24 protein-coding genes and 1 pseudogene are annotated in these 20501 nt (G+C 40.2%); 14 read left to right on the plus strand and 11 right to left on the minus strand.

Features of this window, described 5'->3' with window-relative positions; genetic code table 11:
• Positions 1-198 precede the first annotated feature (198 nt).
• The 4 genes from GHD25_RS18985 (at position 199) to GHD25_RS19000 (ending at position 3146) form a co-directional block, all read left to right on the plus strand.
• Complete coding sequence (locus GHD25_RS18985) at positions 199-1074, plus strand: ComEC/Rec2 family competence protein (RefSeq protein WP_164219834.1); 876 nt, start codon at positions 199-201, stop codon at positions 1072-1074.
• Positions 1075-1225: 151 nt separating this feature from the next.
• The gene (locus GHD25_RS18990; RefSeq protein ID WP_164219891.1) at positions 1226-1597 is read left to right on the plus strand and encodes a GntR family transcriptional regulator; all 372 of its coding nucleotides are present in this window, start codon (positions 1226-1228) and stop codon (positions 1595-1597) included.
• The gene (locus GHD25_RS18995; RefSeq protein ID WP_164219836.1) at positions 1594-2448 is read left to right on the plus strand and encodes an ATP-binding cassette domain-containing protein; all 855 of its coding nucleotides are present in this window, start codon (positions 1594-1596) and stop codon (positions 2446-2448) included. Before GHD25_RS18990 ends, GHD25_RS18995 begins: the two co-directional genes overlap by 4 nt.
• Positions 2449-2450: 2 nt before the next feature.
• Positions 2451-3146 (plus strand): hypothetical protein, encoded by a 696-nt coding sequence (locus tag GHD25_RS19000; protein WP_164219838.1) that lies wholly within the window; start codon positions 2451-2453, stop codon positions 3144-3146.
• A 42-nt stretch (positions 3147-3188) separates the two neighbouring features.
• Here the strand turns inward: GHD25_RS19000 and GHD25_RS19005 are convergent, their stop codons facing one another.
• The 4 genes from GHD25_RS19005 to GHD25_RS19020 all read right to left on the minus strand — a co-directional run bounded on the left by GHD25_RS19005 (position 3189) and on the right by GHD25_RS19020 (position 5725).
• Positions 3189-3965, minus strand: coding sequence for an ABC transporter permease (locus GHD25_RS19005; RefSeq protein WP_164219840.1), 777 nt, complete (start codon positions 3963-3965; stop codon positions 3189-3191).
• Positions 3965-4873: an ABC transporter ATP-binding protein gene (locus tag GHD25_RS19010; protein ID WP_164219842.1), complete on the minus strand. Its 909-nt coding sequence runs from the start codon at positions 4871-4873 to the stop codon at positions 3965-3967. Before GHD25_RS19010 ends, GHD25_RS19005 begins: the two co-directional genes overlap by 1 nt.
• A gap of 1 nt (position 4874) precedes the next feature.
• Positions 4875-5072: a PLD nuclease N-terminal domain-containing protein gene (locus tag GHD25_RS19015; protein WP_164219844.1), complete on the minus strand. Its 198-nt coding sequence runs from the start codon at positions 5070-5072 to the stop codon at positions 4875-4877.
• 236 nt (positions 5073-5308) lie between these two features.
• Positions 5309-5725 (minus strand): helix-turn-helix domain-containing protein, encoded by a 417-nt coding sequence (locus GHD25_RS19020; protein WP_164219846.1) that lies wholly within the window; start codon positions 5723-5725, stop codon positions 5309-5311.
• 167 nt (positions 5726-5892) lie between these two features.
• Between GHD25_RS19020 and GHD25_RS19025 the strand changes: the two genes are divergently transcribed.
• Positions 5893-6159, plus strand: coding sequence for a hypothetical protein (locus GHD25_RS19025; protein ID WP_164219848.1), 267 nt, complete (start codon positions 5893-5895; stop codon positions 6157-6159).
• A gap of 149 nt (positions 6160-6308) precedes the next feature.
• On the opposite strand, the gene GHD25_RS19030 is transcribed toward GHD25_RS19025, so the two are convergent.
• The 3 genes from GHD25_RS19030 to GHD25_RS19040 all read right to left on the minus strand — a co-directional run bounded on the left by GHD25_RS19030 (position 6309) and on the right by GHD25_RS19040 (position 8268).
• On the minus strand, positions 6309-6428 hold the full coding sequence (locus tag GHD25_RS19030) for a YfhE family protein (RefSeq protein WP_164219850.1): 120 nt from the start codon (positions 6426-6428) through the stop codon (positions 6309-6311).
• A 55-nt stretch (positions 6429-6483) separates the two neighbouring features.
• Positions 6484-7041: a GNAT family N-acetyltransferase gene (locus tag GHD25_RS19035; protein WP_164219851.1), complete on the minus strand. Its 558-nt coding sequence runs from the start codon at positions 7039-7041 to the stop codon at positions 6484-6486.
• A gap of 330 nt (positions 7042-7371) precedes the next feature.
• Entirely contained in the window at positions 7372-8268 is an 897-nt protein-coding gene (locus tag GHD25_RS19040) for a TIGR01777 family oxidoreductase (RefSeq protein WP_164219853.1), read from the minus strand.
• A 203-nt stretch (positions 8269-8471) separates the two neighbouring features.
• Here GHD25_RS19040 and recX point away from each other — a divergent pair, with 203 nt between their 5' ends.
• Positions 8472-9278 (plus strand): recombination regulator RecX, encoded by an 807-nt coding sequence (recX, locus tag GHD25_RS19045; protein ID WP_164219855.1) that lies wholly within the window; start codon positions 8472-8474, stop codon positions 9276-9278.
• Positions 9279-9341: 63 nt separating this feature from the next.
• Entirely contained in the window at positions 9342-9686 is a 345-nt protein-coding gene (locus GHD25_RS19050) for a YfhH family protein (protein WP_240452438.1), read from the plus strand.
• Positions 9687-9908: 222 nt separating this feature from the next.
• Here GHD25_RS19050 and GHD25_RS19055 read toward each other — a convergent pair whose 3' ends face one another.
• On the minus strand, positions 9909-10895 hold the full coding sequence (locus GHD25_RS19055; RefSeq protein ID WP_164219857.1) for a metal-dependent hydrolase: 987 nt from the start codon (positions 10893-10895) through the stop codon (positions 9909-9911).
• Between the two features lie 136 nt (positions 10896-11031).
• Here GHD25_RS19055 and mutY point away from each other — a divergent pair, with 136 nt between their 5' ends.
• On the plus strand, positions 11032-12081 hold the full coding sequence (mutY, locus tag GHD25_RS19060) for an A/G-specific adenine glycosylase (RefSeq protein ID WP_240452439.1): 1050 nt from the start codon (positions 11032-11034) through the stop codon (positions 12079-12081).
• Positions 12082-12149: 68 nt separating this feature from the next.
• Here mutY and GHD25_RS19065 read toward each other — a convergent pair whose 3' ends face one another.
• The gene (locus GHD25_RS19065; protein ID WP_164219832.1) at positions 12150-12323 is read right to left on the minus strand and encodes a hypothetical protein; all 174 of its coding nucleotides are present in this window, start codon (positions 12321-12323) and stop codon (positions 12150-12152) included.
• Between the two features lie 143 nt (positions 12324-12466).
• Between GHD25_RS19065 and GHD25_RS19070 the strand changes: the two are divergent.
• From GHD25_RS19070 to GHD25_RS19080, 3 genes and pseudogenes are all read left to right on the plus strand, one after another.
• Positions 12467-12628, plus strand: a pseudogene (locus GHD25_RS19070) (gamma-type small acid-soluble spore protein); the annotation flags it as partial.
• 191 nt (positions 12629-12819) lie between these two features.
• A complete protein-coding gene (gene ntdP, locus GHD25_RS19075) occupies positions 12820-13347 on the plus strand; it encodes a nucleoside tri-diphosphate phosphatase (protein WP_164219863.1) in 528 nt (175 codons plus the stop codon).
• A 399-nt stretch (positions 13348-13746) separates the two neighbouring features.
• Entirely contained in the window at positions 13747-15492 is a 1746-nt protein-coding gene (locus tag GHD25_RS19080; protein WP_164219865.1) for an ABC transporter ATP-binding protein, read from the plus strand.
• A 112-nt stretch (positions 15493-15604) separates the two neighbouring features.
• Here the strand turns inward: GHD25_RS19080 and GHD25_RS19085 are convergent, their stop codons facing one another.
• Entirely contained in the window at positions 15605-16894 is a 1290-nt protein-coding gene (locus tag GHD25_RS19085; RefSeq protein WP_164219867.1) for a glutamate-1-semialdehyde 2,1-aminomutase, read from the minus strand.
• Positions 16895-17021: 127 nt separating this feature from the next.
• On the opposite strand from GHD25_RS19085, the gene GHD25_RS19090 reads away from it, so the two are divergent.
• From GHD25_RS19090 to GHD25_RS19100, 3 genes are all read left to right on the plus strand, one after another.
• Positions 17022-17453 (plus strand): potassium channel family protein, encoded by a 432-nt coding sequence (locus tag GHD25_RS19090; protein ID WP_164219869.1) that lies wholly within the window; start codon positions 17022-17024, stop codon positions 17451-17453.
• Positions 17454-17601: 148 nt separating this feature from the next.
• A complete protein-coding gene (bcp, locus tag GHD25_RS19095; RefSeq protein ID WP_164219871.1) occupies positions 17602-18078 on the plus strand; it encodes a thioredoxin-dependent thiol peroxidase in 477 nt (158 codons plus the stop codon).
• Positions 18079-18240: 162 nt separating this feature from the next.
• Positions 18241-18396, plus strand: a complete 156-nt coding sequence (locus GHD25_RS19100; RefSeq protein WP_164219873.1) for a hypothetical protein — start codon at positions 18241-18243, stop codon at positions 18394-18396.
• Between the two features lie 93 nt (positions 18397-18489).
• Here the strand turns inward: GHD25_RS19100 and GHD25_RS19105 are convergent, their stop codons facing one another.
• The gene (locus GHD25_RS19105) at positions 18490-19833 is read right to left on the minus strand and encodes an amidohydrolase (protein ID WP_164219875.1); all 1344 of its coding nucleotides are present in this window, start codon (positions 19831-19833) and stop codon (positions 18490-18492) included.
• Positions 19834-20501: the final 668 nt, after the last annotated feature.

The following is a 20501-nucleotide window of genomic DNA, read 5'->3' on the forward strand; positions in this document are numbered from 1 at the left end:
GAGCCCGCACGCAAATCGATCGAGCCCGCACCCAAATCGATCGAGTCCGCACGTAAATCGATCGAGCCCGCACGCAAATCGATCGAGCCCGCACGTAAAATCTCCATTAAATAATCATTACAAACTCTTTCTCCCGCTCATAATTCATTCAAATATGTACCACAATAAAAGATACATTTAAACAAAAAGGATGTTCCTATGCGTAATTCAAAAATTATCATTGCCATATTCATTACTTTTCTCATTTATACATCGATGCCGCTGCAAATATACAGTCAATCTCCTATGGACTTGCAGGTGCATTTTATTGATGTGGGTCAGGGAGACAGTATACTGATTCAAACACCTACAGAAAAAAATATTCTCATTGATGGCGGTCCGCCTGAAGCTGGCAGCAAAGTAGTTTCTTATCTTAAAGAACAGGATATTGAGACGATTGATCTTCTTGTTGCCACTCATCCGGATATGGACCATATTGGTGGTCTGCCACATGTAATGAAAGAATTTAAAGTGAAAAATATTCTTGATTCCGGCAAGCTGCATTCCACAAGAACCTATGCAGCGTATTTGCATCAAATCAGGAAGCAAGATATACCTGTTCAAATTGCCATGGAAAACGAAAAAATAAGGCTGGACCCGGAACTCACCATTCTGGTGCTAAATACGTATGGAGCAACCAAAACAAATAATCAATCCTCCATTGTATTAAAACTTACTTATGAGGAGATAGATTTTTTGCTGATGAGCGATATTGAAATGGAACAGGAAAAAAATCTGATGGAAGAATATGATGTAGAGGCAGAGGTTATCAAGGTTGCCCACCACGGCTCCAATACAAGCTCATCTTTACCTTTTTTACAGGCGGTAAACCCGGAAATTGCCCTCCTCACCTACAGCCAGGAAAATGACTTCGGACATCCGGTTGACCGGGTTATTAATAATTTAAATAAAATAAATGCCATGATTTACTCGACAGCTGCATTTGGGGATATAGTCATCAGAACGGACGGGAAAAACTATGTTGTCCTGCCACAAGAAAACCCACTACATCGCATGATAGACACAGCAGGATGAAACACCATCCCCATGTTGCATCCACCTAACGTGCGGTTTCTCTGCCAAAGAGAAGCCGTATTTTTTTATGAATACATATTGACACCTTAGTTCATTTGTTATATGGTTAGTTACATAAGTAATGAACCAATTAATTAACGAAGGTGATCTGATGAAAAATATGCTTGACGAAAATAAGCCCATCTTCCTTCAAATAAAAGAACAGATCGAGGACTCGATCATCAATGATTCCCTAAAACCTGATGACCGGGTGCCTTCTACCAATGAACTTGCTGCCTATTATAAAATCAATCCGGCTACAGCAGCTAAAGGAATTAATGAGCTTGTTACAGAATCCATTCTTGTGAAACGAAGGGGTGTAGGCATGTTTGTAACAGAAAATGCCAAGAACATTTTAATTGAAAAAAGAAAAGAAAGCTTTTACCAAAACTATGTGCTCCCATTAAAAGATGAAGCGGGGAAATTGCACATTAGTAAAAAAGAGCTGCTTGAAATGGTGGAGAGGGAGGATGAGCAAAATTGAAAATCGAAGTGAAAAACCTGACTAGGAAATATGGGCAAAATAAAGCATTGCAAAATGTATCTTTTACATTGGAAGGGCAGAAAATATACGGACTTCTTGGCCGTAATGGAGCAGGAAAAACGACCTTTATGGATATTTTGGCCGGGAACATTTTATCTTCAGAAGGAGAAATATTAATCAATGGCGAAAAACCATTTGATAACCGGAAACTCACCGAGTCCATTTGCCTGATCAAAGAAGGAAATAATTTTAAACGGGATTTAAAGGTGAAAAATGTACTGAAAATTTATTCTTATTTTTACCCGACATGGGATCAGGAACTTGCAGAGGATTTAATTAAAGTATATGGCCTGAACATGAATGCAAAGGTAAAAACACTTTCCAAAGGAATGGAGTCATCGCTTGGCATTATTGCAGGACTTGCAAGCAAAGCTCCAATAACGATTTTTGATGAACCGTATATCGGATTGGATGCAGCTGCCCGTAAAAAATTTTATGAGATTCTTCTGGAAGAATATGAAGAAGAAAACCGAATGATTATTTTATCCACGCATTTAATTGATGAAGTGAGCCTTATGTTTGAAGAAGTGCTGATTTTGCAGGAGGGACGCCTCGTATTACAGGAGGAAGCGGAAAATCTGCGGAGTAACACCTGCGCAGTAACCGGGAAGAAAGAAGAAGTCGAGGCATTTATTGAAAATAAACAAGTAATCGATAAAAAAGAGCTGGCCGGCATGATGACAGCGTATATTTACGGTACGAAACAGGAAGCTCACAGCTATGGACTTCAGGCTGAAGGGATACCTATTCAGGAATTGATGATTCATTTAACGCAAAAAGAGGGGGCTTAATGATGGGAAGACAACTAAAAGGATTATTGTACTTTTTTATTATGGATCTTCGTTATTCCTTAATGATTTTTTGGACGATTTTATTAGGAATATTGGTCATATCACTTGCTTTTGCTTATTTTTTAACAGGAGTGGAGGGAGACACTAATTTCGTTTTTTTCCTTAACATCCCTATGTATGTTTACGCTGGCATTGTAGGTTATTTAACTGTGAGGGATTTTGTCCCGTTTTCGATTAAAATGGGAGCAACCCGAAAAAATATGTTCATTGCCATCGGGATTTTTTTCTTCCTTATTTCCGTTTTTAAATCATTATTAGGGGCTGTAGTGCAGGAGCTGGTAGAAGCATTTAATGCATTTGCAGGAATTGATATATTTACTTTTCTTCATTTCGCCCATCTGCTTGAAAATAATTGGTATACAAGAATGCTGATTGATACAGCAATGATATTCTTCTTTTTCATGGTCATGCTTTTGATCAGACTGCTCCTCCATAGATTTGGACTGCTTGGTGCAGGAAGTGTCCTGGGGGTACTGGCTGTTTTATTGCTGCTTGCGGTTGCCAGAGGCTGGATTTTTGATTTCTTTCGGGAGTTATTTGCCGCCTTTGAGATCGTAATATTTTATCAGGTGTTCGGCATTGGGTTGATATTATATTTAATCTCTTTCATATTCATAAAACGAATTGAGGTGAAATAAGCAAAATAAGGGCTGGGGAATCATTTTTCCTGCCCTTATTTATTATTCTGCAAGTGATTTTCTCCTGAATAAAATGATAGCCCCAATGAGAAAGGATATAATGAGCCCCATTGTAACAAAAGCTGTTGCTATCAAATCACCGGTTAGCTGATCTATCATCAATGATTCAAAAATATGGCCGGATAAATTATTTGGACTCCATTCAAGAAAACGTCCGAATACCTGGGTTAATAAACTCATTGCCATGATGGTCGCAATAGATAAAAAGGCGACCAGACCGGGAGTTTTCACGAAAGAATTATAAAAAATCACGATTGTCACCACCAAGGTAATCCAAAGACCATAAAAGAAAATAATCTGCAGCAGTGATATGACCGGAAGCTCCCCGAATAAAGTTACCGTATAATACCAGCATGCTGTTAGTCCGAGAATGAGGGCTGTCCAGACAAGTGAAAGAAGTGCAGCCCATTTTGCAGTAATATAATGCTGGTATGAAACAGGTTTGACGAGGATGAGTTCAATCACTCCGCTTTTCCTTTCTCCTGCAATCGCTCCCATTGACATCAGTATGATGACGAGTACACCTAAGCTGCTAAGCTGTCCCAGGGTCATTAAAATCACTTCTGCAGAGCTGAGTTCGGGAATTTCGAAAACGGCCCCTTCAGGCATGCCGCCGATAGAATCTATGATTTGCGGCATATAGTAGTTGGAAATGGGATCGATGATGGCAAGCAGAATAAAAATGAGCGGCACCCATATCCATTTTTTATTTCTCCAGTTTTCTATTATTTCTTTTTTAAAAAGTGTCATCCATTGCATTACTTTTTCACCGCCTTCATAAACATATCCTCAAGAGAAGCGCGATGCAGGGTAAAGCTGGTTATAGGCCATTTTTCATCTGCTGCCGCTTTTAATATTTCCTCACGGGCAAGAGAAATGTCCGATGCGGAAACATGTATGGAATCGTGTTCCGTATAACCATTGTCTACGGATGAAAGCTGTAAAATTTTATCCTGGTAAAAACGTGTATTATGTGAAAATGAAAGTTCGATCGTTGCTGTCTGGTATTTTTCGCGCAGTATGTTTATTGAACCGGCTTCCACGATCTCCCCCTGATGAAGCAGCAGAAGTGCATCGCTTATTTCATCGGCATCCGTCAAAATATGAGTGGAGAAAAGAATGGTCATTTCGTTTTTTAATTCCTCCATCAAGGTCAGCACTTCCCTGCGCCCAATCGGATCAAGGGATGAAACCGGCTCATCCAATATCAACAGTTTCGGATTATGTATAATAGCCTGTGCGATCCCGAGCCGCTGTTTCATACCGCCGGAATATTTAGCGATCGGTTTATTGCCGGCATCCGCAATTCCAACTCTTTCAAGCAGTTCATTTGCCCTTGCCATTGCTTCTTTTTTTGATAAATGAGCAAGCTGACCACTGTAAATGAGAAATTCGCTGCCTGTCATCCATGTATAAAAAACAGGATATTGCGGGAGATACCCGATGAAGGAGCGGATATCGCTGTTCCCATTTATTTCACTCATTTTTACATTGCCGGAAGTAGGCCGCAGCAATCCTGCCAGTATATGCAATATTGTTGTCTTCCCGGCCCCGTTTGGACCTATCAGGGCAATACATTTCCCCGGCTGAAATTCAAAGCTGACATTTTTCACCGCAAAATTGCTGTCATATTTTTTGGATAAGTTTGTAACCGATAATAATGCCATGTCAGCGTCTCCTCCCGAATATGAAATAGATGACCGGACCAGGTATACTTAGAAATATAATAATAAAAAACCACAGCCACTTTGGACCGTTAAAATCATCAGCCTTTATCCAGTCAACGAGAGCAACAATCATGAGAATGAGTTGTATGACCAGCAGAGGGGCAACAAGCTGCCAGTCAATTTCCTGAAGCAAGTCCATTGTTCTCACTCCTTTTCATTTATCTTCCTTAACATATACGTTAATATAAGCAGTCCGGTTTCAGAATTATTTAGAGGCTGGGAAAAAGGTGATTTTATCAAGGTGAAATCCTAACAATGATAATTAGCACCTAAAATCTGCTCTCCGCTAGATTAGCTCACTGTTCGTATTTAGGGACCACCCTCTAAAAATAAAAATTCCATCAGCAGAATATGTAGATATTCTTACTGACGGAATTATAGCTGCTCGTATTGGTCAAGCATATTTCTAAATAATTTATGTATGGAAAGCTGCTTCTTCATTGGTAAATTTTTTAATCGGTAAATGTCTTCCTTGAAATCCGGGTGGGTCATAATATATGCCATTAGATCCACAGCTTCTTCCTCAAAGGAAAGGCTTTCCGAACTGTATATTCGTTTGAATTCCTTCAGGAGATCTTCGCGGAATGCATGGTTTCCGGTAAGATGATCCACGGAAACATCAAATAACTTGCTTAAATTAATTAAGGATGCTGCATCAGGCAGGGCTTTATCGCTTTCCCATTTTGCTACATTTGAGCGGGAAATATTTAATTTGTCGGCTAGCTCCTGCTGCGTCAGACCAAGCTGATCGCGAAAAAATTTAATATTATAGGATAACTGCTCCAAACTCATTATGATCACACTCTGACAGAAAGATTAGGAAAAATTTCCTGATAAGTACATTCAATCCTAACATGACCCCGGCAGAAAAAAAGAAAGCATTTGTTCTTTTAGTGTACATATAGTAAAATGTTCCTATAAAGAACAAAAAGCGAGGGTCAGGAAATATGGTAAGCTGCATGATTCTGTACCATTCAACAATAACAAGCTTAACTAAAAGCAGAATTCTTCGTTCTATCTTTCATGGAGAAGAGTTCGAAATTGAAGTATTGAATGAGCGAACCATGATTATTTATTTGTGGAACGTAAAAAAAATTGATATCTGGCAAGCAGCAGCATTATTGGAATCGACCAATATACAGCTTGGTTTTGGGTTTGGGATTGACAAATCGGAGGCAAGTTTAAATGCGGATGACATGCTGAAAAGGTGGAGAGGAATAGTTTAAATATATCCAAGTAAAAGGCGTAAACACGCATTTTGTTCGTCTTTTCGTAAACGCATTTATATTATCCGGGACTAAAAAATATATCCCCGAACCCTACCTCACAGACGAAATCTCCTGCTTCTTATGGGCAACAAAGAAAACCGCATCTGCTAACTGCGGTTCCCTTTGTTGGAAAGCTGGTTATAAATGCGGTCTGCCTGTTTAAACTCTTTCTGATAAAGTACTTCCTGTGTCTTGGATAAATATTTTTCCCGCTGCTCTTTTTTCAAAAAAACCCGCTCCTTTTTTATATAGTCTTTACCAGACGGGAAATTTTATACACACCTAAACTACCTCTTCATCTGTGGAAACAGCTTTATTTCCAGCAAATTGACGGTAGGAAAAGTAATGTTCTTTTGTGACTGCAAAAAGATTATACAGCACATCCTGATTATTTATATTTTGATATATCTCCGGATAAACATGATTCCCGGCAGTAACATAGGGTAATTTCAGCACAGCTTTTGTAGAGCGAAAGTTTGTTTTTTTCACTTTCATGAAAATACCCTCCACCCCCAAGTGATGAAAAACTTCATCAAAAAACGCCTCCTTGGCTAGCCGGTTATAGCCTTTTCCGAAATAGGGACGGCCAATCCATGTAGAAAGAAAGCCATAATTTTCCTGAATATCATATAAAGTGATAACTCCAATGGGGAGATTGTACTCATCCAAAATCGTTCGTGAAATTAATTCAGCCCTGCATTCTGCTTCCATGCTTGTTTTCGTATGAAAATAATACTCATCGATTGTATTTGCTTTTAGTCTGACATAAGGGAAAACCTCGGGATGGATCATCAAGTCAAACAGCACCGGCACATCCTGTAATTCACGCATTTTTAACATAAAAAATACCCTCCTTATCCGGGTGGGTATTTTCCTGGAAGCAATTAGGCTGTTCGGCTGCCCACCCGCGAATTTTTAGTTAAGTTTCAACAAAAAAATTCGGGGTGGGAATCGAACCCACTAGAATCGGATCAACCGATGGCGCACCAATTGCCTTCCCTATTTAATTCACTTTTCCATGTTTTTAATGGACTCCAGCATATGCAACCCAGCGCCTTGCCAAGCACAATACATAGACCAGCGACATTGGATCTGTACTTTTATTTTACTTGCTGCATTAAAAAAAGGGAAGCCTTTTTTTAAGTGTTTTTCATCATTTTTCAGGGTGATTTACTTTTCTCCCTCTTCAATTTCTTCCAGAGCACCTCTCAATTCAGGATAGGCAAATTCAAAGTTGTGATCCATCGCTTTTTGCGGCAGTACGTATTGTCCCTCCGTAATCAGCTGGCTCATTTCCCCTGTTGCCAGTTTGATGAACATGGAAGGGGTCGTAAACCAATAAGGGCGGTGGAGCACTTCCGTCATAGTTTTCATGAAATCTTTATTTCTTTTCGGATTTGGTGCTGTTACATTTACCGGGCCTTCAATACTATTATTTTCAATGCAGAATTGGATGAGTCTGACGACATCTTTAATATGTACCCATGTCAGCCATTGCTGTCCATTGCCGATTTTGCCGCCTGCAAACAGTTTGACAGGAAGGCGCATGAAAGGGAGAGCACCCCCATTACCCAAAATTACGCCAAAGCGCGTAAAAACCGTCCGAATACCAAATTTCTCCATCCGTCTCGCCGCATCTTCCCATTCAACAGCAACCTTCGCGAGAAAATCACTTCCCGCCTGTTTTGTTTTCTCGGTAAAAATCAAATCCTCGGAAATACCATAAAAGCCAACCGCAGATCCGTTTATCAGGACTTCTGGCTTTTCATCCATTCGCTGCACCATTTCGATGAGCCTGCGTGTAATTTGAATCCGGCTTGTAATAATCGATGCTTTCTTCTTTTTTGTCCAATAGCCAAAAATAGATTCCCCGGCTAAATTAACAATGGCATGAATTTTCGGAAGTTGTTCGACAGGGTAATCATAGCTGATAAAAGTGGAATGCGCAGTATTTGTTTTGGAATCGGGTGATCTTGTGAGCACATACGTATGATGATTATTTTCATGAAGTACTTTTGTAAGGTTTTCGCCGACAAAACCCGTTCCACCGGTTATTAGTATATTCATCTTTAGTTTGCGCAGGTTATTAAAACCTGCACTTTGCCTCCTTTCTTTATTGTCCTTTTTTCGGTCCAATTTTTTAAAAAATGCATTTATCTGCTGTTTAAATTGTAGCGCAAATTTTATATATTATATGCCAAAAAACGATTCTTATAGTAGTGTCCGGATTATTTTTGAGCTATAGTTATAAGGGAAAGGGGTGAGAAACTTTGGCCCGGATAACCCGGATCACTACACAAAAGAAATATAAGAATCGTTATAATATCTTTTTGGATGATGGCCAAGGTGAAAAATATGGCTTTAGTGTAGACGAAGCAGTTCTCGTTGAATACAGACTAAGGAAAAACCTAGAACTTGATGAGTCACAAATTTCCACGCTTATCCAAAAAGATACATTACATAAATCATATACCCTTGCAATCACATTTTTAAGCTACCGAATGCGTACAAAAAAGGAAATATATGATTATTTGGTGAAAAAAGAAGTGGATGAAGAGCATATCCCGCAAATTATAGATAAATTAACAGAGGAAAAACTGCTGGATGACGTACAATTTGCGAATATGTTTGTTTCCTCCAGAATCAATACATCAACCAAAGGACCGCTCCTGATAAAAAAAGAGCTGATGGATAAAGGTGTTTCCGAGACAATCGCCAATGAAGCCATTCAGCAGTTCACTTATGAGGAGCAATATGATAAAGCATCAAAGTGGGCGGAAAAAAAACTCAGCCAAAGTAAAAAAGATTCCTTCAGGCAGCGGGTGGACAAGCTGCGGGCAAATTTAATGCAAAAAGGATTTACACAGGATGTGGTGAAGGATGTTTTTTTCCAGATAGAAGAAGTAAAAGATGATGAAGCAGAATGGGAAAATGCAATCTATCAAGGGGAAAAGCTTCTCAGAAAACATGGCAGAAAGCTGGAAGGCTATGAACTGCGCCATAAAATCAAAGAAGGGCTGTACAGAAAAGGTTTTCCGATGGAAATAATTGAAAAATTTCTTGATGAGCATCTATGATATACATCATTTTCATTTTCCGGAACTATTGGTAAAATGGATATGAAAGCGAGGGAAACCATAGTGAATACAAATAGCAATTATTATAGATATAGTGACTACTCCATAGAACAGCTGTATGAGGAAATTGGCATACTCAAGGAAAAAGCGTTGAAGGCAGAACAGGTCGGCAATATATCCGAAGTAGCTGTAAACGAACGCAAGATGCAGGTTGCCATTGCTTACACACTTAATCCGGACGACTTCAAAGACGGGGAAACATATGAACTTAAAATGGAACCGGGGATGTCATTTAAAATTGACTACATCAATGGCATCTTCGCCTGGGGACGCCGGATCAACTTACTAAATGAAGAATACGAAAAAAAAGAAGCGCTCCCCATCTCCCTCCTAGGAGATAAAAAATGAAACACCGGGAAAGTTTTCTTGTTGCAAACGTAAAGAGATTTTAGGATGGTTTCTGAGACGGCAGTGACTGCCGATCAACGCTGAATAGCAAAGTTTTGCAAAACTTCCTGTAACACTCAGGGGAACACTGGTGAATCACATAGTGAGCATACAGGATATACATCCTCAAAAAAGGCTGCCCGGACAGGGACAGCCTTTTAGTAAGGAAGATTACTCTTTGTTTCATATCGGACTTTCTTCCACATATAATTTACTTTGCAGTTTTTGTTCGGAGAAAATCCAGCCTGTGTAGGAACTCATGACGTTCCCATTATCATCGATTTGTACGACAGCAACAAACGGATAATGCCCTTTGGAGCGGTAGCGCAAATCGATGAGCCGGACTTCGGTAAAGTCATCAAAGTCATTTATTTCCCACCGGTAAACAGGGGAAAAGTTTAAAAATGCTGCAATGTTTTTATCTTTCTTAGCCACTTCCATGATGTCTGAATCAGGCAGCGGCAGTCTGTCAAATTCGTCAATGATTTCGATATGCCCGTTTCCGACTGTTCCTACATAAAATTTATCTTTGGTTGTAATAGCTACCCGCCAGTAGTTTTGCTTAATTGTGGGGGAAGTGGCAATGCTTTCCGTATCTGGGAAATAATCTTTAATCTTTTTCGTAATTTCTCTTTTATCCATATACCGTTTAATATAGTACAATGTAATAACGGCATAGATGATCAGCCACGTATATCCCGGATTAGCTCCTAGCACCCAGGCGCCTATGCCTGCAATATGCAGCGTGAAAATATACGGGTCAAATGTGTTAATAAACCCATGTGCTATCCATTTATGGGTGAATGGCCGATATGCCTGTGTACCGTATGCGTTAAATATATCTACAAATACATGCAGTATTACTGCCAGAAAAGTCCATAGCCATAAATGGAGAAAATTGACCTGTGGCACGAACATATATATGATGCCTGCAATAAATATCCCCCAAAATATAACTGCCGGCACGGAATGGCTGATGCCCCGGTGATGGCGGATATAGGTTGCATTATTTCTCAGTTTCATTACTGTATCAAAATCCGGTGCGTGGGAACCTGCAATTGTTCCGACGAGAACGGCATGAAAGAGGGTGGGGTCTTGCTGCACTGCCGGATCCAATGTTGCCAAACCACCCAGGGCAACACCCATAACAATGTGGGTACCGGTATCCATATAGTAAGGTCCTCCTTAGCATCGATTTAAGTAAATTTTTTTCAATATATTTTATGGAAACATGCGCTTAATTTTATTGTTGGTTTTATTGTACCATATAGGATGTGATTTTATTAGATACAAAAGTTTAGATAATATGAACATTTCCGCTTTCCAGCATGATTTACTTACATGGTATCACGAAAATAAACGTGAATTACCATGGCGGGAAGATCAGGATCCCTATAAAATCTGGGTTTCTGAAATCATGCTTCAGCAAACAAAGGTGGATACTGTTATCCCGTATTTTGAGCGGTTTATTGAAAAATTCCCGACTCCGGAAGCACTGGCGGAAGCCGAGGAACAGGATGTATTAAAAGCGTGGGAAGGCCTTGGATACTATTCCCGTGCAAGAAATCTGCAAAACGCTGTGCGGGAGGTAGTTTCTTCCTATGGCGGAAAAGTTCCCGATAACGAAAAGGAGCTGGGTGACTTAAAAGGAATTGGTCCTTATACAAAAGGGGCGATTTTATCAATTGCTTATAATCAGCCCGTACCGGCCATCGATGGAAATGTCATGCGGGTTTTCTCACGGCTGTTAATGATTGATGAAGACATAAGCCTCCAGCGCACCAAAAAGCTGGTGGATGAAAAGTTAAGGAACATAATCAGCACCGAAGATCCTGCATCATTTAATCAAGCTATCATGGAGCTGGGTGCCTTAGTGTGTACACCACGCTCTCCCGGATGCCTGCTCTGTCCTGTACAAGCGCATTGTGAAGCTTTTAGTCACGGCAGGGAAAAAGAGCTGCCAATCAAAGCCAAAGCAAAAAAACAGCGGGAAGTGGCATATGCAGTATTGCTGATCCGAAATAAAGAAAATGAGTATTTGATTGAAAAAAGGGATGAGAAGGGGCTGCTAGCTAACTTATGGCAATTTCCAATGGTTCCGCTTGCTGCAAATAATTTGAATCAGGTGGAGGAATGGATATATAAACATTATGGATTACATGTTCAATTGAATAAAAAGCATGGAAAACTGAAGCATGTTTTTACTCATATTATTTGGAATTTGGATGTGTATGAAGCAGTTACAGATGAAACGATGGAAAAGAAGGACAGTGTAATTTTTGCGGGAAGGGAAAAGTTGGAAGAACGTCCGTTTCCTGTTTCGCATCAAAAAATGATGAAATATATCCGGGAATAATGGAGGGGCTCCCTGTAAATGGGAGCTCTTTCGTGCAGTCAGGAGTTTTATTCTATAAATGGAAGAAATTATCTTCTGCTTTGTCTTTCTTCGTTAATTTCATGCAATATGCTTAATCCTTCCGGGTTTACATATGGTAATAACTGGGATAGGGCATGTTGAAAATAATCTAATTCCTCTTTGTTCCATTCCGTTTTGCTCATCATGGACAACTCGGTGAAATCCCTTCTTGCTGCCTTCACTATTTTCAACCTCCTAAAAAATAATTCATTTATAATCTGTGTTAAAACCTGTTTTTTATTCTAATATGGAATGAATTTCCTGCGCATTACTTCGGATAACAATGAACAAAGTGGACAAATTAACTACTGCGGAGGTGATATTGATGGCTAATAGGCAACAAAACCAAAATCCAGCTTCAAAAACAAATGCGCAGGAAGTAAGAAAACAGAACCAACAGGCAGCTCAAGGCCAAGGACAGTATGGTACTGAATTTGGAGCTGAACAAACTAACGCTCAGGAAGTAAGAAAGCAAAATCAAAAATCACAGCAAAACAAAAAGTAACATTTTTAACCCCAAAAGTAAAAAGAGTTTCCTGTCTCCCAGGAAACTCTTTTTTGATGGGTAAAAATACAGCAGGGAAAAGTGCCATTCTTTTCATAATGCTTTATGTTTCCTGATGTTAGCTTTATAATGGTATTGGATTTGTTTCTGGATTATATAGAAAGGGAGATAGTATGGCTGCTCCGAAACCCGGGTCGAGAATTCAAATACAAAGTTATAAACATAATGGAACGCTCCATCGATTATGGGAGGAAACACTTGTGTTAAAAGGCACGGAATCAGTAGTCGTTGGAGCAAATGATAAAACATTGGTTTGGGAAAGTGATGGAAGATCATGGGTTACCAGGGAGCCTGCCATTTGTTATTTTCATTCGAAACATTGGTTTAATATCATCGGCATGCTGCGAAATGATGGAATTTATTATTACTGTAATATCAGTTCCCCTTTTGTTTATGATGAAGAAGCTTTGAAATATATAGATTACGATCTTGATGTAAAAGTTTATCCCGACATGACGTTTGAATTGTTGGACGAGGATGAATATGAAGAGCATAAGACGCTGATGAACTATCCGAGAGTCCTGGATCGAATTTTGCATAATAACGTCAACTATTTGGTAAGATGGGTACGGCAAAGACAGGGTCCATTTTCCCCGGATTTTGTAGATCAGTGGTATGAGCGATATTTAACTTATCGCTAGGTCAGTTGTTTTTACAAAAACCAATTGATTATTGGTCAATACAGCCTTGTTGCACTAACGCAGCAGGGATTTTCTTTTTACACGTTATAAAATTCATGCCAATGTGTGTTTTAGCGGGGCGGGGAACAGCGGTACATCATTCCCAAATGTTTATGATGGGGCTGGACACTGCTGTATTACACAGTCCCTAAAAGAAGGGTTCGAGTAATTAAAATTTTAAGTCCTAAGTATAGGAAAAACTGATAAAATCAAAAAAAGACTGGTGAAAGCGGGTTTTCCCAATGCAGTTAAGAAAAAGTATAAAAACTTTTTACAGAATAAGTGCAGCTAATGTTGTCACCTAGAGTCCTGATGACAACCCAGGTTTTCTACAGAATATAATTTTAAGGAAGATTGATTATGGGCAGTGTAAGGCAGTATATGCAATTTGTAAAACCTTATAAATGGAAAATATTTTGGACAGTGATTATCGGTATCCTGAAATTTGGGATTCCTCTCCTGATGCCATTGATCCTGAAGTTTGTTATTGATAATATCATTGGCGCGGAAGGAATGACAAATGATGAAAAAATATCCGAGCTGTTATGGCTGATGGGTATTGCTTTTGTCGTTTTTCTCATATTGCGGCCGCCTATAGAGTATTATCGACAATATCTTGCCCAATGGGTGGGGAATAAAATCCTTTTTGATATAAGGGACCGGCTGTTTGATCACATTCAAAAATTGAGCTTGAATTTTTATTCGAGGACAAAATCCGGCGAAATTATTTCCCGGGTAATACATGATGTCGAACAAACAAAGAATTTTGTCATAACCGGTCTCATGAATGTCTGGCTGGATTTGGTCACTATTCTTATTGCCATTGGAATTATGCTGACCATGGATATCTGGCTGACCATCGTAGCTATCATACTTTTCCCTTTTTACGGTTTTTCTGTGAAATACTTTTACGGCAGACTGCGAAGTTTGACAAGGCAGCGTTCCCAGGCACTGGCAGAAGTACAAGGCCATTTGCATGAGCGTGTACAGGGAGTCCCTGTGACAAGAAGCTTTGCATTGGAAGATTACGAGCAGGACCAATTTGAAGGCAGAAACAGTCACTTTTTGACAAAGGCCCTTGATCATACCCGATGGAATGCAAAAACTTTTGCAGTAACAAATACAATAACAGACCTGGCGCCGCTGCTGGTCATTGCTTTTGCCGGCTATCATGTGATAAGCGGAAATCTCACACTTGGTACTATGGTTGCATTTGTCGGCTACATGGAGAGAGTGTACAGTCCATTGCGAAGGCTGATTAACTCCTCCACCGTGCTCGTGCAGTCTATTGCATCCATTGATCGTGTGTTTGAGTTTGCCAATGAAAAATATGATGTAACAGATAAAGAAGATGCAAAAGAATTAAAAAGGGTAAACGGTTCAATTTCCATGGAAAATGTCTCGTTCAGTTATGACGAAGAAAAACAGGTGTTGAAAAATGTCAATCTTGATGTAAAAGAAGGGGAAACTATTGCCTTTGTCGGCATGAGCGGCGGAGGGAAATCTACATTGATCAGCCTGATTCCCCGTTTTTATGATGTCACCGGCGGGTCGATAAAAGTAGACGGCCAGGATATACGGGATGTCAAAGCACGGTCGCTTCGCAATAATATCGGAATGGTGCTGCAGGATAATATCCTGTTCAGTGAATCCATTGCCATGAATATTCGTATGGGGAACCCGGACGCAATCGATCAGGAAGTTGTGGAAGCGGCAAAGCTCGCGAATGCCCACGAATTTATCCAAGAAATGTCGGATGGCTATGACACGCTGGTCGGTGAGCGCGGTGTGAAATTATCCGGCGGTCAAAAACAGCGGATTGCGATCGCAAGAGTCTTCCTGAAAAACCCGCCGATTTTAATTTTTGATGAAGCAACATCTGCATTGGATCTGGAAAGTGAGCATATGATTCAGGAAGCACTGGAGAAACTGGCTTCCACCCGCACTACATTTATCGTAGCACACCGGCTTGCTACAATCACACATGCGGACAGGATTGTTTTAATTGAAAATGGAGAAATTGTGGAAGAAGGAACCCATGATGAATTGATGAAAGAGAAGGGGCATTATTACGATCTGTATCAAGTACAGCATTTGGATGAATAAAAATAAGGTCTCTGCCATTTGTCTAAAAATGTGCAGAGACCAGTTATTTTTAACCGTCCATTTTATTTAAAACTTTTGTTGTTTTTTCCGTCCTCATAACCAGGCAAAACCATTATTTCATTGCTTCAAAGGCCTTTCCGGCTGCTTCAATTGTAAGATCGATATCCGTTTCGGTATGCTCCGTTGTTAAAAACCATGCTTCATATTTGGAAGGGGCAAGGTTAATCCCCTGCTGCAGCATATGTTTAAAAAATAGAGCAAACGCATCCCCGTCCGTTGCCTCTGCATCTTCATAGCTGCTGATTGTTCCTTCCGTAAAATAAACCGTTAAAGCACCACATAAACGATTAACGGTAACTGACACACCGTGTTTATCCGCCTCTTCCAAAATTCCTTTTTCAAGACGTTCACCAAGCAGATCCAGCTTTTCGTACACACCTTTTTCCTGTAAAACTTCCAGACAGGCAATGCCTGCTGCCATGGATGCCGGGTTTCCTGCCATCGTTCCTGCCTGGTATGCCGGCCCGAGCGGTGCCACCTGTTCCATAATATCCTTGCGTCCGCCGTATGCACCAATCGGCAAACCGCCGCCGATGATTTTTCCCATTGCTGTCATGTCCGGTTCCACACCATATACTTGTTGTGCACTTCCGTAGGTGAACCTGAATGCGCTGATCACTTCGTCGTAAATAACGAGCCCCCCTGCTTTATGGGTAATATCATTTACCTCCTGTAAAAATCCTTCTTTAGGGGTGACGATGCCAAAATTTCCCACAATTGGTTCAACAAGTACGGCCGCAATCTGATTTCCCCATTGCTCCATTGCCTGCTTAAATAAATGGATATCATTAAATGGAACGGTAATAACATCTTCCGCAACAGAACGGGGGATCCCTGCTGAATCGGGCGTCCCAAGTGTAGCCGGTCCGGATCCCGCCTCCACCAATACAGCATCAAAATGGCCGTGATAGGAACCGGAAAATTTAATGATCTTCGTCCGGTCCGTAAAGGCTCTGGCTACACGAACTGTTGTCATAACCGCTTCTGTACCGGAATTCACAAAACGCACTTTTTCCAAAGAAGGAATAGCGTCTTTAAGCATTTTTGCAAACTTATTTTCCAGGCTGGTCGGTGTCCCGTATAATACACCGGTTTCAGCTGCGTTGGAAATTGCCTTGGCTATATGCGGGTGAGCGTGGCCGGTGATGATTGGTCCGTAAGCAGCCAAATAATCTATATATTTATTTCCGTCTACATCCCAGAAATAAGCTCCTTGTCCGCGTTCCATGTAAACAGGTGAACCGCCGCCAACTGCCTTATAGGAGCGGGAAGGGGAATTGACACCTCCTACGATATGGTTTAGTGCTTCTCTATGTAATGCTTCTGATTTGGTGAAGTTCATAAAAGTATGCCTCCTTCATTTATTTGCCATGCTTCCCTATTTTATCGTAAATAAAGAAAAAATAAATGACAAGCTTGTATTTCTTTATCATATGAATAATAAAAGAATATAAATGAAGGGGTATCTTATGTTTATTATTCCATGGCTTATTCTTGGCGGTATCGCCTTTATTGTCATTAAAAGTCTGATTGATTTCATCAGGGGAGGAAGATTCCGGACGGAAATGCGGGACGCGGGGTTTTCCTTGGATTTGTTTTATTCCCTGGTCATTATATTTATTATCGTCATTACCGGTTTTGGACTGATTTATTTTATTCTTTCGTTTCAGGGAATCATTCTTGTTGAACATGGGGAGTTAAGGCAGGTAAGTGTTTTGGGTACTTTAATTCATTCCCTTTATTTTAGCGGTGTTACCATGCTTACCATTGGCTATGGGGATATAACTCCTATTGGAATTGGAAGGCTTATTGCTGTGTTGCAGGCACTGATCGGATATATACTTCCGACAGCATTTGTATTGCGTTTAGTGCAGAGAGGGCAAAGAAGCAGGAATGAGTAATTCGGTTTCTGATGGAGCAAAAATGTACTTAAAGGCATTACGTTTTACATATATACTTGCCGGACCCAAATAATTCCTGAAAGCTTGGTAAATGCCAGCTCTTTATCTGTATGATATAGTAGTGGATAAAGAGAATGGAGGGATCTGGATGACTGTGGAAGCAGGACAAAAGGTTAAAGATTTCACATTGAAGAATCAGGATGGTGAAAGTGTCAGCCTGTCTGATTTTAAAGGAAAGCATGTTGTTCTTTATTTCTATCCTAAAGATATGACACCTGGATGTACAACAGAGGCATGCGATTTCCGTGATTCACATGAAAAGTTCGGTGAACTGGATGCTGTCATTATCGGAATCAGCCCGGACCCGGTGGAAAGTCATCAAAAGTTTATTGATAAGCATGATCTGCCGTTTATGCTTTTAGCTGATGAAGATCATAAAGTAGCAGAAGACTTTGGTGTATGGAAGCTGAAAAAGAACTTCGGCAAAGAATATTATGGCATTGAGCGCTCCACATTTATTATTGATAAAGAAGGCAAACTGCAAAAGGAATTCCGCAAAGTCCGCGTGAAAGGGCATGTGGAAGAGGCGCTTGAATATATCCGCGAGCAATTATCCGGAGTTTAATAAGGGTAAGGTGAAAAGACAGTCTTTGGAAGGCTGTCTTTTTACTTTTGGAAACGCGAGATAACGGATGAGGTCTGTTTTATTTTATGTGTTCTGCCCTGACCTGAGTGATGAATCAACGAACGAGAGAAATATCATCCAATTCATTGACAGATCCGCATGATGAATCAACGAATGAGAGGAATTTTATCCCATTCATTGACAGATCCGCACGATGAATCAGCGAATGAGAGAATTTTATCCAATTCATTGACAGGTCCGCACGATGATTTAACGAATGAGAGGAATTTTATCCAATTCATTGACAGATCCGAGTAATGAACCCGGACATGTTTATTTTGTTCATTCACACAGATAGAAAAGTGCGGACATCTATCTGTGTGAACTTTAGATAAATATAAGAAGATACCGTTAAATTCCGGCCTCATATACTTTCCCATCACGCAATTCATTAAATGTTTCCTTTGCTTTCTCCAGAATGTTATCTTTATTTATAAGCAAATCATAAGCAGTAAGTGCCATGCTGCTCGCTGCAAGGTGCATTCCTTTGTAGCCGATTTCCGTGCCGAATGAAGCGGTTGCCTGCCAGGAGTGCAGGGCTGTTCCTTTTGGTGCACATGTTGTGGTAATCATCCCCATAGGTGCAATCCAGCTCACATCTCCGACATCGCTCGAACCTGGCATAGAAGCAGCTTTGTAAGGTTTATAGGAAATAGAGGCCGGCAGCAATTCTTCTACAGGTTTACCGGCACTCGGCAGTGTTTTGGCAAGTTTCTCTGCAAAACGCTGTTCTTCTTCTGTATAAACTAGCGGATTGCTTTTTAGCATGTTTAAGTACATTAATTCATTTAACGGGTTATTTGGCAGTGTTTCATAAGGAAATGCAAGCAGCTCTGATTCCACTTCAGTATCATTAATCAGGGCAGATCCTTTGGCGATATCTTTTACTCTAAGGAGGATCTTTTCCACTTCTTCCTTCGAACTCGCCCGCAGGAAATACCAAACTGTTGCCGTTTCCGGTACGATATTTGGCGCCTGTCCGCCATCGGTAATGGTGTAATGCATGCGAGTGCCGTCCGGGACATGTTCCCGCAAGTAATTTACTCCAATATTCATGATTTCCACACTGTCCAGGGCACTTCTGCCGGATTCAGGAGAGGCAGCTGCATGGGCAGGTTTTCCTTTAAAGTGAAACTTAATAGAAACCATAGACTGCATACTTTTATACATCGCAGCGTTACTTGTCATCGGATGCCAGGTTAAGGCGCAATCAAGATCATCAAAAACACCTGCCTTGGCCATATAGGTTTTTCCCGATAATACTTCTTCCGCCGGACAGCCATAATACCGGATGGTTCCCTGTAAACTTTCTGCATCCATTTTTTCCTTCAGCGCAATGACAGCTTGTACGCCGGCTGTCCCAAGCAGATTGTGGCCGCATCCATGACCGGGACCATTTTTTGTCACTTCCTCTTTTTCCGGAATTGGTTTTTGAGAAAGACCCGGCAAAGCATCAAATTCACCGAGAATGCCAATAACCGGCGCTCCCTGTCCGTATTCAGCGATAAATGCTGTGTCTATCCCATTTACTTTCTCCTTGATGGAAAAACCAGCTTGCTTTAAAGCATTCATTTGCAGGCTGCTTGCATATTTTTCCTGATAGGCGAGTTGCGGTTTGTCCCAAATATTCTGAGCCATGGCAGTATACGTATGCTTATTATTTTCTATCCAATCTATAATTGTTTCTTTGCTCATTGCTTTCACCCCTTATATTATTATAGCCTGAAAAATCAATCGGAAAGCCTTTGGCTGTTCTTCCATTCTAATCTGAAAAAGCACTTCTACTTATAAGTATAAACAAAGACCAAAAAATACCCGGCTGATAGTACAGAAAACTGTAATGGCTTATTATCAATATTTTATTGACAAAAAGTGCTGTACTGCCATTATCATACAGCAACAGCAATAATACAATTCATGTTCTCATGTAATAAACCCGTCCTTTCTGGAATAAGTTTTACTGGATGTAAACAAACTTAATATGGGGAGGCTAAAACAGGGCAGAAGTTATATAAAGAGCTGCAAAATACTTAAATAAGCGCTTGTATCATCAATTTTTATAAAAAGATCATTTTAGTAACCGGGAATTGAATTTTGCCGGAAAAATAAAAGAGAACAGCGCAGAGCTGTACAAACGGCAGTGTATCATACATTTAAAAGGCTGATCGATATTTTAATCGGTATGCTGCTGGTTATAGTTCTTCCCTTTTATCCCTGCATATTTGCATAACAGATAAAGTTAAAATAAATTTACTCATTTTATACCTGACTTAAAAAAGGCTTTTCTCAATTAAATATCTTCCTATTGTTCATTTAGTAAAAAAAGATTTATGATAGAAGTAAGAGTGAACAAGGAGGGATTT

This window comes from Virgibacillus aidingensis, from assembly GCF_010994035.1.
Lineage (GTDB): Bacteria > Bacillota > Bacilli > Bacillales > Amphibacillaceae > Virgibacillus_N.